Annotated in this window: 15 protein-coding genes and 1 other annotated feature; all 15 genes read left to right on the forward strand. The window is 51.2% G+C overall.

The window, feature by feature from the left end; translation table 11 throughout:
- Nucleotides 1-116: 116 nt before the first annotated feature.
- On the forward strand, nucleotides 117-353 hold the full coding sequence (locus tag DBY68_RS20225) for a hypothetical protein (RefSeq protein ID WP_108476852.1): 237 nt from the start codon (nucleotides 117-119) through the stop codon (nucleotides 351-353).
- A 549-nt stretch (nucleotides 354-902) separates the two neighbouring features.
- Nucleotides 903-2,831, forward strand: coding sequence for a threonine--tRNA ligase (gene thrS, locus DBY68_RS20235; protein WP_108476851.1), 1,929 nt, complete (start codon nucleotides 903-905; stop codon nucleotides 2,829-2,831).
- A gap of 3 nt (nucleotides 2,832-2,834) precedes the next feature.
- Nucleotides 2,835-3,377: a translation initiation factor IF-3 gene (gene infC / locus DBY68_RS20240; protein ID WP_071843507.1), complete on the forward strand. Its 543-nt coding sequence runs from the start codon at nucleotides 2,835-2,837 to the stop codon at nucleotides 3,375-3,377.
- A gap of 91 nt (nucleotides 3,378-3,468) precedes the next feature.
- Nucleotides 3,469-3,666 (forward strand): 50S ribosomal protein L35, encoded by a 198-nt coding sequence (rpmI, locus tag DBY68_RS20245; protein WP_001124225.1) that lies wholly within the window; start codon nucleotides 3,469-3,471, stop codon nucleotides 3,664-3,666.
- Between the two features lie 52 nt (nucleotides 3,667-3,718).
- Nucleotides 3,719-4,075: a 50S ribosomal protein L20 gene (gene rplT, locus DBY68_RS20250; protein ID WP_000124850.1), complete on the forward strand. Its 357-nt coding sequence runs from the start codon at nucleotides 3,719-3,721 to the stop codon at nucleotides 4,073-4,075.
- Nucleotides 4,076-4,192: 117 nt separating this feature from the next.
- Nucleotides 4,193-4,317 (forward strand) — a sequence feature (Phe leader region).
- A complete protein-coding gene (gene pheM / locus DBY68_RS22965; RefSeq protein WP_001386830.1) occupies nucleotides 4,198-4,242 on the forward strand; it encodes a pheST operon leader peptide PheM in 45 nt (14 codons plus the stop codon). Its footprint overlaps the feature before it by 45 nt.
- 62 nt (nucleotides 4,318-4,379) lie before the next feature.
- Entirely contained in the window at nucleotides 4,380-5,363 is a 984-nt protein-coding gene (pheS, locus tag DBY68_RS20260; RefSeq protein ID WP_108476850.1) for a phenylalanine--tRNA ligase subunit alpha, read from the forward strand.
- A gap of 15 nt (nucleotides 5,364-5,378) precedes the next feature.
- Complete coding sequence (gene pheT, locus DBY68_RS20265) at nucleotides 5,379-7,766, forward strand: phenylalanine--tRNA ligase subunit beta (protein WP_108476849.1); 2,388 nt, start codon at nucleotides 5,379-5,381, stop codon at nucleotides 7,764-7,766.
- Nucleotides 7,767-7,770: 4 nt separating this feature from the next.
- Nucleotides 7,771-8,070, forward strand: a complete 300-nt coding sequence (gene ihfA, locus DBY68_RS20270) for an integration host factor subunit alpha (RefSeq protein WP_003030571.1) — start codon at nucleotides 7,771-7,773, stop codon at nucleotides 8,068-8,070.
- Nucleotides 8,071-8,170: 100 nt separating this feature from the next.
- Nucleotides 8,171-9,151, forward strand: a complete 981-nt coding sequence (btuC, locus tag DBY68_RS20275) for a vitamin B12 ABC transporter permease BtuC (protein WP_108476848.1) — start codon at nucleotides 8,171-8,173, stop codon at nucleotides 9,149-9,151.
- 29 nt (nucleotides 9,152-9,180) lie between these two features.
- Complete coding sequence (locus DBY68_RS20280; protein ID WP_108476847.1) at nucleotides 9,181-9,732, forward strand: glutathione peroxidase; 552 nt, start codon at nucleotides 9,181-9,183, stop codon at nucleotides 9,730-9,732.
- Complete coding sequence (gene btuD, locus DBY68_RS20285) at nucleotides 9,732-10,478, forward strand: vitamin B12 ABC transporter ATP-binding protein BtuD (protein ID WP_108476846.1); 747 nt, start codon at nucleotides 9,732-9,734, stop codon at nucleotides 10,476-10,478. The genes DBY68_RS20280 and btuD overlap by 1 nt, the downstream gene beginning before the upstream one ends.
- A gap of 122 nt (nucleotides 10,479-10,600) precedes the next feature.
- Nucleotides 10,601-11,062 (forward strand): NlpC/P60 family protein, encoded by a 462-nt coding sequence (locus DBY68_RS20290; RefSeq protein ID WP_108476845.1) that lies wholly within the window; start codon nucleotides 10,601-10,603, stop codon nucleotides 11,060-11,062.
- Nucleotides 11,063-11,342: 280 nt separating this feature from the next.
- Nucleotides 11,343-12,056 carry an EAL domain-containing protein gene (locus DBY68_RS20295; protein WP_108476844.1) on the forward strand — a complete coding sequence of 238 codons (714 nt, stop codon included), beginning with the start codon at nucleotides 11,343-11,345 and terminating at the stop codon, nucleotides 12,054-12,056.
- A 61-nt stretch (nucleotides 12,057-12,117) separates the two neighbouring features.
- Complete coding sequence (gene selO / locus DBY68_RS20300) at nucleotides 12,118-13,560, forward strand: protein adenylyltransferase SelO (RefSeq protein ID WP_108476843.1); 1,443 nt, start codon at nucleotides 12,118-12,120, stop codon at nucleotides 13,558-13,560.
- Nucleotides 13,561-13,564 lie beyond the last annotated feature (4 nt).

The raw sequence follows: 13,564 nt of genomic DNA on the forward strand, positions 1-13,564 counted from the left end.
CACGAAAAGCTAAATAATGGGGCTGGTCAAAAGTGTGATCTGGATCTACACTGTTATCAAGGGTGAAAAATGACGCCCGGATTCAAAAGTGCTAATCAAACCAGAGAATAACCATTATGAAAAATATTAAAATCGCAACGGCAGCAGCTGTGCTGTCTGCACTTTCATTCGGTGTTTTTGCCGCTGAACCTGCAACGCCTTCTGCCAGTACTCCTGTTACCCAGCACGTCGGAATTACCTCCGCACATGACGTTGAAGCGGGCTCAAACATCGCGCCTGGCTCTCAATCCACTGGTCATTCCATGGATGATGCCTTTAATGTGCATACCCTGGTCGCAGGCGAGTGGTCCTGATAGCATCACGCCTTATTAATAAGAATTACTTATTGTTTGGTGGTCAGAAAAAGCCGGGTAAAGATGTACCGGTTTTTCTATTTTTAAGTTTTAGCTGATTGGCCGTTAATTGTCAGAATTGCCTACAAAAATGGCAGGTCTGTTAATTTTTCTATTTCCTATCCTCACACCGACAACATTGCTACAACGATTAGAATGTTAATCGATAGCACTTTTTGTTTATTTTTCCCTTCCTATCACGCGTCATTCTCCTGACCAAAATCTTTTCGCTTCCTGCAAACTTTTCGTGGCTCTCCGGTTTGTTGTTGGAGGGAAAAGCAGCATTAGAAGCGGTGAAGGGGAATTGCGGCTTTAATCGGGTAACAATGATGTGTAAACTAGCTAACGGTGTTATCAACAAGCGGATGTAGGTGGCCTCTGTACCTTGTATCGATGCCTCATATTTCGCAGAGTGAAGCGGGAATCAGTCCATAACTTGTTGATAAATTTCATTATATTGTTTTGTATGTGCTCTTTCGTGTGGGGCACCACTGCAAATAAGGACATAACATGCCTGTAATTACTCTTCCTGATGGCAGCCAACGCCATTACGACCACGCAGTAAGCCCAATGGATGTGGCTCTGGATATCGGTCCAGGGCTGGCAAAAGCCACTATCGCCGGTCGCGTTAATGGTGAACTGGTCGATGCGTCTGATGTGATTGAAAACGATGCAACCCTTTCTTTGATTACCGCGAAAGATGAAGAAGGGCTGGAGATCATTCGTCACTCCTGCGCACACCTGCTCGGTCACGCGATTAAACAGCTCTGGCCGAACACAAAAATGGCAATCGGTCCGGTTATCGACAACGGCTTCTACTATGACGTTGATCTTGACCATACCCTGACCCAGGAAGACATCGACGCGCTCGAGAAACGTATGCACGAGCTCGCCGAGAAAAACTACGATGTTATCAAGAAGAAAGTCAGCTGGCATGAAGCCCGCGAGACTTTCGTGAAACGAGGTGAAGTCTACAAAGTTTCCATCCTTGATGAAAACATCGCGCATGATGACAAGCCTGGCTTGTATCATCACGAAGAATATGTCGACATGTGCCGCGGTCCGCACGTGCCGAACATGCGTTTCTGCCATCACTTCAAACTGATGAAAACCGCAGGCGCGTACTGGCGTGGCGACAGCGACAATAAAATGTTGCAGCGTATCTACGGTACCGCGTGGGCAGATAAAAAAGCGCTGAATGCGTATCTGCAACGCCTGGAAGAAGCGGCAAAACGCGATCACCGTAAAATCGGTAAGCAGCTCGACCTGTATCATATGCAGGAAGAAGCGCCGGGTATGGTCTTCTGGCACAACGACGGCTGGACTATCTTCCGTGAGCTGGAAGTGTTCGTGCGTTCGAAACTGAAAGAGTACCAGTATCAGGAAGTTAAAGGTCCGTTCATGATGGACCGCGTGCTGTGGGAAAAAACCGGTCACTGGGATAACTACAAAGACGCAATGTTCACCACCTCTTCTGAGAACCGTGAATACTGCATCAAACCAATGAACTGCCCAGGCCACGTTCAGATCTTTAACCAGGGTCTGAAATCCTACCGCGATCTGCCGCTGCGTATGGCGGAATTCGGTAGCTGCCACCGTAACGAGCCGTCAGGCGCGCTGCATGGCCTGATGCGTGTACGTGGATTCACCCAAGATGATGCGCATATCTTCTGTACTGAAGAGCAAATCCGCGATGAAGTGAACGCGTGTATTCGTATGGTCTACGATATGTACAGCACCTTTGGCTTCGAGAAAATCGTCGTCAAACTCTCCACTCGCCCGGAAAAACGTATCGGTAGCGACGAAATGTGGGATCGTGCTGAGGCGGACTTAGCGGTAGCGCTGGAAGAAAACAATATCCCGTTTGAGTATCAATTGGGTGAAGGCGCATTCTACGGTCCGAAAATTGAATTTACCCTGTATGACTGCCTCGATCGTGCATGGCAGTGCGGTACTGTCCAGCTGGACTTCTCCTTGCCGTCTCGTCTGAGCGCCTCTTATGTAGGCGAAGACAACGAGCGCAAGGTTCCGGTAATGATTCACCGTGCAATTCTGGGGTCGATGGAACGCTTTATTGGCATCCTGACCGAAGAGTTCGCTGGCTTCTTCCCAACCTGGCTTGCGCCAGTGCAGGTGGTGGTCATGAATATTACTGATTCTCAGTCTGAATATGTTAACGAATTGACCCGTAAACTACAAAATGCAGGCATTCGAGTAAAAGCAGACTTGAGAAATGAGAAGATTGGCTTTAAAATCCGCGAGCACACTTTACGTCGTGTCCCTTATATGTTGGTCTGTGGTGATAAAGAGGTGGAAGCAGGCAAAGTCGCCGTTCGCACCCGCCGCGGTAAAGACCTGGGCAGCCTGGACGTAAATGAAGTGATCGAGAAGCTGCAACAAGAGATTCGCAGCCGCAGTCTTCAACAACTGGAGGAATAAGGTATTAAAGGCGGAAAACGAGTTCAAACGGCACGTCCGAATCGTATCAATGGCGAGATTCGCGCCCAGGAAGTTCGCTTAACAGGTCTGGAAGGCGAAGCGCTGGGAATTGTGAGTCTGAGAGAAGCAATCGAAAAAGCTGAAGAAGCTGGAGTAGATTTAGTTGAAATCAGCCCTAACGCCGAACCGCCAGTTTGTCGTATCATGGACTACGGCAAGTTCCTTTATGAAAAGAGTAAGTCTTCTAAGGAACAGAAGAAAAAGCAAAAAGTTATCCAGGTTAAGGAAATTAAATTCCGTCCTGGTACCGACGATGGCGATTATCAGGTAAAACTCCGCAGCCTGATTCGCTTTCTGGAAGATGGCGATAAGGCCAAGATCACGCTGCGTTTCCGCGGTCGTGAGATGGCCCACCAACAGATTGGTATGGAAGTGCTGACGCGCGTCCGTGACGATCTGAGTGAACTGGCAGTGGTCGAATCCTTCCCGACGAAGATCGAAGGCCGCCAGATGATCATGGTGCTCGCTCCTAAGAAGAAACAGTAAGGCCATCAAGTAATCATTCCTGTGGGCCTCGGCTCACAGGGTGATTCGCCTTTGTTTCGTTTATTAACAATGCGAAGTGGAAGTTATTAAAATGCCAAAAATTAAGACCGTACGCGGTGCTGCTAAGCGCTTCAAAAAAACCGGTAAAGGTGGTTTTAAGCATAAGCACGCTAACCTGCGTCACATTCTGACCAAAAAAGCTACCAAGCGTAAACGTCACCTGCGTCCGAAAGCCATGGTTTCCAAAGGCGATCTGGGCCTGGTCATCGCGTGCCTGCCGTACGCATAAGCCGTTAACGTTTTTTTAACTTTTTAATTAGAATAGATACAGGAGAGCACATATGGCTCGCGTAAAACGTGGTGTAATTGCACGTGCACGTCACAAGAAAATTTTGAAACAAGCTAAAGGCTACTACGGTGCGCGTTCTCGCGTATACCGCGTTGCCTTCCAGGCTGTTATCAAAGCAGGTCAGTATGCTTACCGTGACCGTCGTCAACGTAAGCGTCAGTTCCGTCAACTGTGGATTGCACGTATCAACGCTGCAGCACGTCAGAACGGTATTTCTTACAGCAAATTCATCAACGGCCTGAAAAAAGCCTCTGTTGAAATCGACCGTAAGATCCTGGCTGATATCGCCGTATTCGACAAAGTAGCGTTCACCGCTCTGGTTGAAAAAGCGAAAGCAGCTCTGGCATAAGCCAGTTGAAAGAGGGAGCTTGTCTCCCTCTTTTCGTTTCAACGCTATCAAAACATTGACTTTTATTGTGGCAGGCCTTTCAATAAACGTCTTACAAACTTTACCCTTAAGGTAACGCAAGCATGAATGCTGCTATTTTCCGCTTCTTTTTTTACTTTAGCACCTGAAACCAGGAGGCTAGCGCGTGAAAAAAGAAACGAAAAACAGCGCCTGAAAGCCTCCCCAGTGGAGGCTTTTTTCGTTTGTACAGCACAAAAATTAAGTCCAACGAACCAGTGTCTTCACCGACACAATGAGGAAAACCATGTCACATCTCGCAGAGCTGGTTGCCAGTGCGAAGGCAGCCATTAACCAGGCCTCGGATGTCGCCACGTTAGATAACGTTCGCGTCGAGTACCTTGGCAAAAAAGGGCATCTGACCCTTCAGATGACAACACTGCGTGATCTGCCGCCAGAAGAGCGCCCGGCAGCAGGTGCGGTCATTAACGAAGCAAAGGAGCAGGTTCAGCAGGCGATGAACGCCCGCAAAGCTGAGCTGGAAAGTGCGGTGCTGAACGCCCGTCTGGCTGCCGAAACCATCGACATCTCCCTGCCGGGGCGTCGTATTGAAAACGGTGGTCTGCATCCGGTTACCCGTACTATCGACCGTATTGAAAGTTTCTTCGGTGAGCTCGGCTTTACCGTGGCGACCGGCCCGGAAATCGAAGATGATTATCACAACTTCGATGCACTGAATATTCCAGGACATCACCCGGCACGTGCTGACCACGACACTTTCTGGTTTGATGCCACGCGTTTGCTGCGCACCCAAACCTCCGGCGTACAGATCCGTACCATGAAGGATCAGGAGCCGCCAATCCGTATCATTGCGCCGGGTCGCGTATATCGTAACGACTACGACCAAACGCATACCCCGATGTTCCATCAGATGGAAGGTCTGATCGTTGATAAAAATATCAGCTTTACCAATCTGAAAGGTACGCTGCATGACTTCCTGCGTAACTTCTTTGAAGAAGATCTGCAGATTCGTTTCCGTCCATCCTATTTCCCATTCACCGAACCGTCTGCGGAAGTTGACGTGATGGGGAAAAATGGTAAATGGCTGGAAGTGCTGGGCTGCGGTATGGTTCACCCGAACGTGCTGCGCAATGTCGGTATTGACCCGGAAGTATACTCAGGTTTCGCCTTCGGTATGGGGATGGAACGTCTGACCATGCTGCGTTATGGCGTCACCGATTTACGTGCATTCTTCGAAAACGATCTGCGTTTCCTCAAACAGTTTAAATAAGGGCAGGGCAAAACAATGAAATTCAGTGAACTGTGGTTACGCGAATGGGTTAACCCGGCCATCGATAGCGAAGCGCTGTCCGGTCAAATCACCATGGCTGGCCTGGAAGTTGACGGTGTTGAGCCTGTTGCGGGCACCTTCAACGGTGTGGTTGTTGGTGAAGTGGTTGAGTGTGGTCAGCACCCGAACGCTGACAAACTGCGCGTAACAAAAGTGAATGTTGGCGGTGAGCGCCTGCTTGATATTGTCTGTGGCGCGCCAAACTGCCGTCAGGGCCTGCGCGTGGCGGTAGCCACCATCGGTGCCGTACTGCCGGGCGACTTCAAAATTAAAGCCGCAAAACTGCGCGGTGAACCGTCTGAAGGGATGCTGTGCTCTTTCTCCGAGCTGGGTATTTCCGACGACCATAGCGGCATTATTGAACTGCCAGCAGATGCGCCAATCGGCACCGATATCCGTGAATACCTGAAACTTGATGACAACACTATCGAAATCAGCGTGACGCCGAACCGCGCCGACTGCCTGGGTATCATCGGTGTTGCTCGTGACGTGGCCGTGCTGAATAAACTGCCGCTGGTCGAGCCTGAAATCACGCCGGTTGCTGCCACTATCAACGACACGCTGCCTATCACCGTTGAAGCTGCCGACGCCTGTCCGCGCTATCTGGGACGCGTAGTGAAAGGCATCAACGTTAAAGCGCCAACCCCGCTGTGGATGAAAGAAAAACTGCGTCGCTGCGGGATTCGCTCCATTGACGCGGTAGTTGACGTCACCAACTACGTGCTGCTCGAACTGGGCCAACCGATGCACGCATTCGATAAAGATCGTATCGAAGGCGGTATCGTCGTGCGCATGGCGAAAGAGGGCGAAACGCTGGTTCTGCTTGACGGTAGCGAAGCGAAACTGAAATCCGATACCCTGGTTATTGCTGACCATCACAAAGCGCTGGCAATGGGCGGCATCTTTGGTGGTGAACACTCTGGCGTGAATGGCGAAACGCAAAACGTTCTGCTGGAGTGCGCATTCTTCAACCCGCTGTCTATCACGGGTCGCGCGCGTCGTCATGGCCTGCACACGGACGCCTCTCACCGCTATGAGCGTGGTGTCGATCCGGCGCTGCAGTACAAAGCCCTGGAGCGCGCCACCCGCCTGCTGATGGATATCTGCGGCGGCGAAGCAGGCCCGGTTATCGATGTCACCAACGAATCCACGCTGCCGAAACGTGCGAGCATCACCCTGCGTCGCACTAAGCTGGATCGCCTGATTGGTCACCATATTGCTGATGACGTGGTGACCGACATTCTCCAGCGTCTGGGCTGTGAAGTGACCGTCGGTAACGACCAGTGGCAGGCCGTTGCGCCGAGCTGGCGTTTTGACATGGAGATTGAAGAAGACCTGGTAGAAGAAGTTGCGCGTCTGTTTGGTTATGACAACATCCCGAACGAGCCAGTGCAGGCCGGTCTGGTGATGGGGAGCCATAAAGAAGCTAATCTGTCGCTTAAGCGCGTGAAAACGATGCTGAATGACAAAGGCTACCAGGAAGTGATTACTTATAGCTTCGTCGATCCGAAAGTGCAGCAACTGATTCACCCGGGCGAAGAAGCGCTGATTCTGCCAAGCCCTATCTCCAGCGAAATGTCTGCGATGCGTCTTTCTCTCTGGAGCGGCCTGCTGACCACCGTGGTCTATAACCAGAACCGTCAGCAGAACCGCGTGCGCATCTTTGAAACCGGTCTGCGCTTTGTGCCGGACACCCAGGCACCGCTGGGTATTCGTCAGGACCTCATGCTGGGCGGCGTGATTTGTGGCAACCGCTACGAAGAGCACTGGAACCTGGCAAAAGAGACCGTTGATTTCTATGATTTAAAAGGCGATCTCGAAGCTGTTCTCGATTTGACCGGTAAACTGTCTGATATTCAGTTTAAAGCTGAAGCCAATCCGGCACTGCATCCGGGCCAGTCGGCGGCGATTTATCTGAAAGGTGAACGTATTGGTTTCATTGGGGTTGTTCACCCGGAACTGGAACGTAAACTGGATCTCAACGGTCGCACACTGGTGTTCGAACTGGAGTGGAACAAGCTCGCAGACCGCGTGGTTCCTCAGGCGCAGGAGATTTCTCGCTTCCCGGCAAACCGTCGTGATATCGCGGTTGTGGTGGCAGAAAACGTACCGGCAGCGGATATTTTGGCCGAATGTAAGAAAGTTGGCGTAAATCAGATAGTTGGCGTAAACTTATTTGACGTGTACCGTGGTAAGGGTGTTGCGGAGGGGTATAAGAGCCTCGCTATCAGCCTGATCCTTCAGGATACCAGCCGTACACTTGAAGAAGAGGATATTGCCACTACCGTTGCCAAGTGTGTAGAGGCATTAAAAGAGCGATTCCAGGCATCATTGAGGGATTGAACCTATGGCGCTTACAAAAGCTGAAATGTCAGAATATCTGTTTGATAAGCTTGGGCTTAGCAAGCGGGATGCCAAAGAGCTGGTTGAGCTGTTTTTTGAAGAGATCCGTCGTGCTCTGGAAAATGGCGAACAGGTTAAACTTTCCGGTTTTGGTAATTTTGACCTGCGAGACAAAAATCAACGCCCGGGTCGTAACCCGAAAACGGGCGAAGATATTCCCATTACAGCCCGGCGCGTGGTGACCTTCAGACCCGGTCAGAAGTTAAAAAGCCGTGTCGAAAACGCGACGCCCAAAGAAGAGTAATTTGCACTAACCAAAAAGGCCGCTATGCGGCCTTTTTTCTTTTCCCGCGCGTGGAACCACCGTAAAATCAAACACCTCTCTTGCTGGCACATGGAATACTATGCTGGACTACGTACATCTTCAGCAGCGGCGCAATCGGCGCTGGCTCAGGGTACTGGCGCTCACGCTGCTTATAGCGCTGACGATCAGCCTGTGTGCCGGAGACCAGTGGATCGCCCCAGGCAACTGGTTTAGCGCTACCGGAAAGCTCTTTATCTGGCAAATTCGCCTGCCGCGCACCGTTGCAGTTCTGCTGGTCGGCGCCGCGCTGGCGTTGTCTGGCGCGGTAATGCAGGCGTTGTTTGAAAATCCGCTGGCGGAGCCTGGCCTGCTGGGGGTTTCGAATGGTGCTGGTGTCGGGCTGATTGCCGCGGTCATGTTAGGGCAGGGAATGCTGCCTGGCTGGGCGCTCGGTCTGTCGGCTATCCTCGGGGCATTGCTTATCACCTTTATACTGATGCGTTTTGCCAGACGGCATCTTTCCACCAGTAAGCTACTCTTAGCCGGTGTGGCGTTGGGTATTATCTGCAGCGCGCTAATGACCTGGGCCGTTTACTTCTCGACGTCTTTTGATTTGCGCCAGCTTATGTACTGGATGATGGGTGGCTTTGGTGGAGTTGACTGGCAACAAAGTTGGCTAATGCTGGGGCTGATTCCGGTTATCGTGTGGATTTGCCTGCAATCGCAGCCGTTAAATTTACTGGCGCTGGGTGAAACGTCTGCCCGGCAGCTTGGTGTCCCCCTCTGGCTGTGGCGTAAGCTGTTGGTGATCGCCACCGGTTGGCTGGTTGGCGTCAGCGTGGCGCTGGCGGGTGCAATCGGCTTTGTCGGCCTTGTGGTGCCACATATGCTGCGATTGTGTGGCCTGACCGATCACCGGGTGCTGCTGCCCGCCTGCGCACTGGCGGGGGCAAGCACGCTACTGGTGGCGGATATCATTGCGCGTCTGGCGCTTCAGGCGGCAGAACTTCCTATCGGTGTTGTGACGGCAACCACGGGAGCGCCCGTGTTTATCTGGCTATTATTGCGAACCGGGCGTTGAGGCTCAGTACCTAATCTAATGAGGATATTATGGGAAACTCGATTCTGAACATTGAGGTTACAACGATTGATGGTGAAAAAACGACGCTGGAACGTTTCAAAGGCAACGTTTTGTTAATCGTGAATGTGGCATCGAAATGCGGGTTAACGCCGCAGTATGAACAGCTGGAAAGTCTGCAAATGTCTCTTGAAGATGAAGGCTTTGCGGTACTGGGATTCCCCTGCAACCAGTTCCTGGGGCAGGAGCCGGGAAGTGAAGAGGACATTAAAACATTCTGCCGCACCACCTATGGCGTGACATTCCCCATGTTTAGCAAAATCGATGTTAATGGCGGCGGACGTCATCCGCTCTATCAGACCCTAACGCGTGCCGCGCCAAAAGCGATTGCGCCTGGGGGCAGCGAATTTTACGAAAAAATGGTCAACAAAGGACGTGCGCCCGCCGAGCCTGGAGACATACTGTGGAATTTTGAAAAATTCCTTGTTGGTCGTGATGGTCACGTCATCGCACGTTTCTCGCCGGATATGACACCGGAAGATCCGATTCTGATTAATGCGATTAAAAAAGCACTGGCTCTGTGATGACAATGCTGATGCAACTGCAAGAGGTCTGCGAAGGAACGCGTTTAACGCGGTTTAGCGCGGAGGTGCACGCTGGCGAGATAATTCATCTCGTGGGGCCAAATGGTGCGGGGAAGAGCACGCTACTCACCCGCATGGCGGGATTGAGTTTCGGAAAGGGCGTCGTTACGCTAAATGGAAAACCGTTAAGTGAATGGGCATCGCGGGAACTGGCGCAAAGGCGCGCGTATCTCTCTCAGCATCAGGCACCGCCATTCGCCATGCCTGTCTGGCATTTTCTTCTTTTGCATCAGCATGATAAAACCGAACATACACTGTGCGCACAGGTGACGGAAGCGTTAGGCCTGGTGGATAAACTGGGCCGTTACGTCAATCAGCTCTCCGGTGGTGAGTGGCAACGTGTACGGCTGGCGGCGGTGATCCTGCAGATTCATCCCTCAGGCAATCCTCATGGTCAGCTTCTGCTACTGGATGAACCCATGAACAGCCTCGATGTTGCACAGCAGGCCGCGCTGGATAGTGTACTGGACGCGTTGCGCGCTCGCGATATTGCGATAGTGATGAGTAGCCACGATCTCAACCATACGTTACGTCATGCCGATCGCGTATGGCTGTTATGCAAAGGGCAATTAATCGCCAGCGGGGCAACGGAAGATGTGTTAACGCCCAATTCACTTTTTAGCGCCTATAATATTTCATTCCAGCGACTGGAGATTGCCGGCCACCAGATGCTGGTTGCCGGTTAAGTCTGTCCGGGAAAACGAAATACGGGTGCCAGCGAAACATTAAGTGTCATTGCTGACTTGCCAGGGAATAAGTAACCGGGCTAAATTATCGGGAAATTAAAAAAAGTGAGGATTCGCCGGATATGCGATTCTTGATTATTTTCATAACGGCTTTATTTTTGGCGGGATGTAGTCACCATGCGCCGCCGCCCAATCCAAGATTATCGGATTCGATAACCGTAATTGCTAACTTAAACGATCAGTTGCGCAACTGGCACGGTACACCTTATCGCTACGGTGGGATGAATCGTCGTGGAATTGATTGTTCCGGATTTGTCTTAACCACGTTTCGCGATAAATTCGAAATGCAGTTACCGCGTGAAACGCGTCAACAGGCAAAGATTGGCACTGAGATTGATAAAGACGATCTTCTTCCAGGCGATCTGGTGTTCTTCAAAACCGGCTCAGGGGACAGTGGCCTGCACGTGGGAATCTATGACACGGATAATCAGTTTATTCACGCATCGACCAGCCAGGGCGTCACGCGATCATCGCTGGACAACGTCTACTGGCGCAAGAAGTTTTGGCAGGCCAGACGAATTTAATGTAGGAATGACGAAGGGGCGCGATGCCCCTTCGGTGTATTTAAACTAAAGCTATTTTAAAAAAGATTACAACTCATTATTGTTTTTGTTAACAACATGAGGGTTAACTGGTCATAGATTGTATTAATCTATGCTTTTCGATTACAATCATTACATTCCAGCGAAGGAATGCGAAAATAAAACGGAAAATGAAAGCAATCCGACTAGAATCAATCGACCCACGTTTATTGTTTTGTGACTTCAGGACCCTTGAAATGACTTATCGAGAAGGGCTGTCGCAATGATTGTAACCCTTGACCGTGCCTGGCGTTCAGAGCTGTTATTTTTACCTGCCCGAAATGCCAAAGGTAAACTGATTGGTTTAAAAGTCGTTGCACATTTTATTGGTGTAGAAAATTCTGTACGCATCCCGACGAATCTCATCCTGCCGAAACTAACGCCCGATGAGGAGTTAGTACTTTTTCGCGAAAAGCTCGCTCTGCTTAATACCTGCCAACTCTTTTTTATTCAACATCAGGTGACCGCGTGGCTTTCTGTCACACCTGCTATTGTTGATACTTTACTCAAGGATGCTATCCTGGCGGCTGAGCTTTCACGTTACCCCTTTGTTGAACTGGTGGTGAGTGAACGTTTTCCTGGTCTTAACCAACCGGATGATACTCATCCACTCACGTTTCTGGCGAAATGCTTCCCTCTGGCGTTAGCAAACTTTGGTTCCGGTGAAGCCTCAACGCGGGCTGTATTTGCTGGATTGTTTCAGCGCATTGTTATCGACCGCCACTTTGTTCAGCGTCAATTGGATTCCGCTTCTTTTGAGCCCTTTATTCGTGCCATTACCACGCAAATTCAGCCTTATTGTCAAAGCATTATGATTGCGGGAATTAATACGGAATCGGCACGTGAGCGGGTATTACCTTTTGGATTTAGCGGCATGATGGGGGAGCTATGGCCCGCCGTCCCGGAATCCTCATTGCTGACGCTGGTACAGGGATAACCCTGAAGATTGCCGGGTGTTTAAACGGGCATTAACCCCTACACTACAGGCAGGAGGATCTATGACCCTGTCTTTTACTACCCGCTGGCGCGATGAGCTGCCAGATTTTTACAGCGAACTCAATCCGACGCCGCTAAAGAACGCCCGCCTGATATGGCATAACACAGCGCTTGCCGATGAACTCGGTATTGAGCCATCCCTCTTTGCGCCTGAACGTGGCGCTGGCGTGTGGGGCGGAGAAGAATTGCTCCCCGGCATGAAACCGCTGGCGCAGGTGTACAGCGGCCATCAGTTTGGCGTCTGGGCGGGGCAACTGGGCGATGGACGCGGCATCCTGCTGGGTGAACAGCAGTTGCCTGACGGCTCGTCCATTGACTGGCATCTGAAAGGCGCTGGCCTTACTCCGTATTCGCGTATGGGGGATGGCCGCGCCGTGTTGCGCTCAACCATACGCGAGAGTCTGGCTTCGGAAGCGATGCATTATCTCGGCATTCCCTCCACGCGTGCGCTCTCCATTGTCACCAGCGATACCCCTATCCAGCGTGAAACCGTTGAACAGGGTGCGATGCTCGTGCGTATCGCACAAAGTCACGTTCGTTTCGGGCACTTTGAGCATTTCTACTATCGTCGTGAAATGGACAAGGTTAAGCAACTGGCCGATTTTGTCATTCGTCATCACTGGCCGCAACTTCACCAGGAGGCGGATCGCTACGCACTCTGGTTCCGTGATGTGGTGAAACGCACCGGGCTGATGATCGCACGCTGGCAAACGGTCGGTTTCGCCCACGGCGTAATGAATACCGATAATATGTCGATCCTGGGCTTGACGATTGATTACGGCCCATTTGGCTTCCTCGATGACTATCAGCCTGGCTTTATTTGTAATCATTCAGATTACCAGGGGCGTTATAGCTTTGAGAATCAGCCAGCAGTGGGATTATGGAACCTGCAACGTCTGGCGCAGTCGCTCTCGGCTTTTATGGATGTCGACACGCTAAATGAGGCGCTTGATGGCTATCAGCTTGCGTTGTTTACCGAATATGGCACGCGTATGCGTCAGAAGCTCGGGCTGTTTACTGAAGAGGTGGGCGATAACGATCTCCTTAACGGGTTGTTTGCACTCATGGCGCGAGAGGGCAGTGATTATACGCGTACCTTCCGTATGTTGAGCGAAACGGAGCAGTTAAGCGCCGCGTCACCGTTGCGCGACGAGTTTATCGACCGAGCCGCCTTTGATAGCTGGTTTGCTCAGTATCGGGCGCGTATACAACCGGAAGGCATTGACGATGCGACACGCCGGCAGGCGATGAAGCAGGCGAACCCGGCGTTTGTTTTACGTAACTGGCTGGCGCAACGGGCCATAGAAACAGCGGAGAAGGGCGATTATCAGGAACTCCATCGGCTGCATAACGTTCTGAGAAATCCGTGGGGCGATCGTGACGATGATTATGCTCAGCGTCCGCCTGATTGGGGTAAACGGCTTGAAGTGAGCTGTTCCAGCTAAACAA

The sequence above is a fragment of the Pseudocitrobacter sp. RIT415 genome, assembly GCF_003057695.2.
Taxonomy (GTDB): Bacteria; Pseudomonadota; Gammaproteobacteria; order Enterobacterales; family Enterobacteriaceae; genus Pseudocitrobacter; species Pseudocitrobacter faecalis.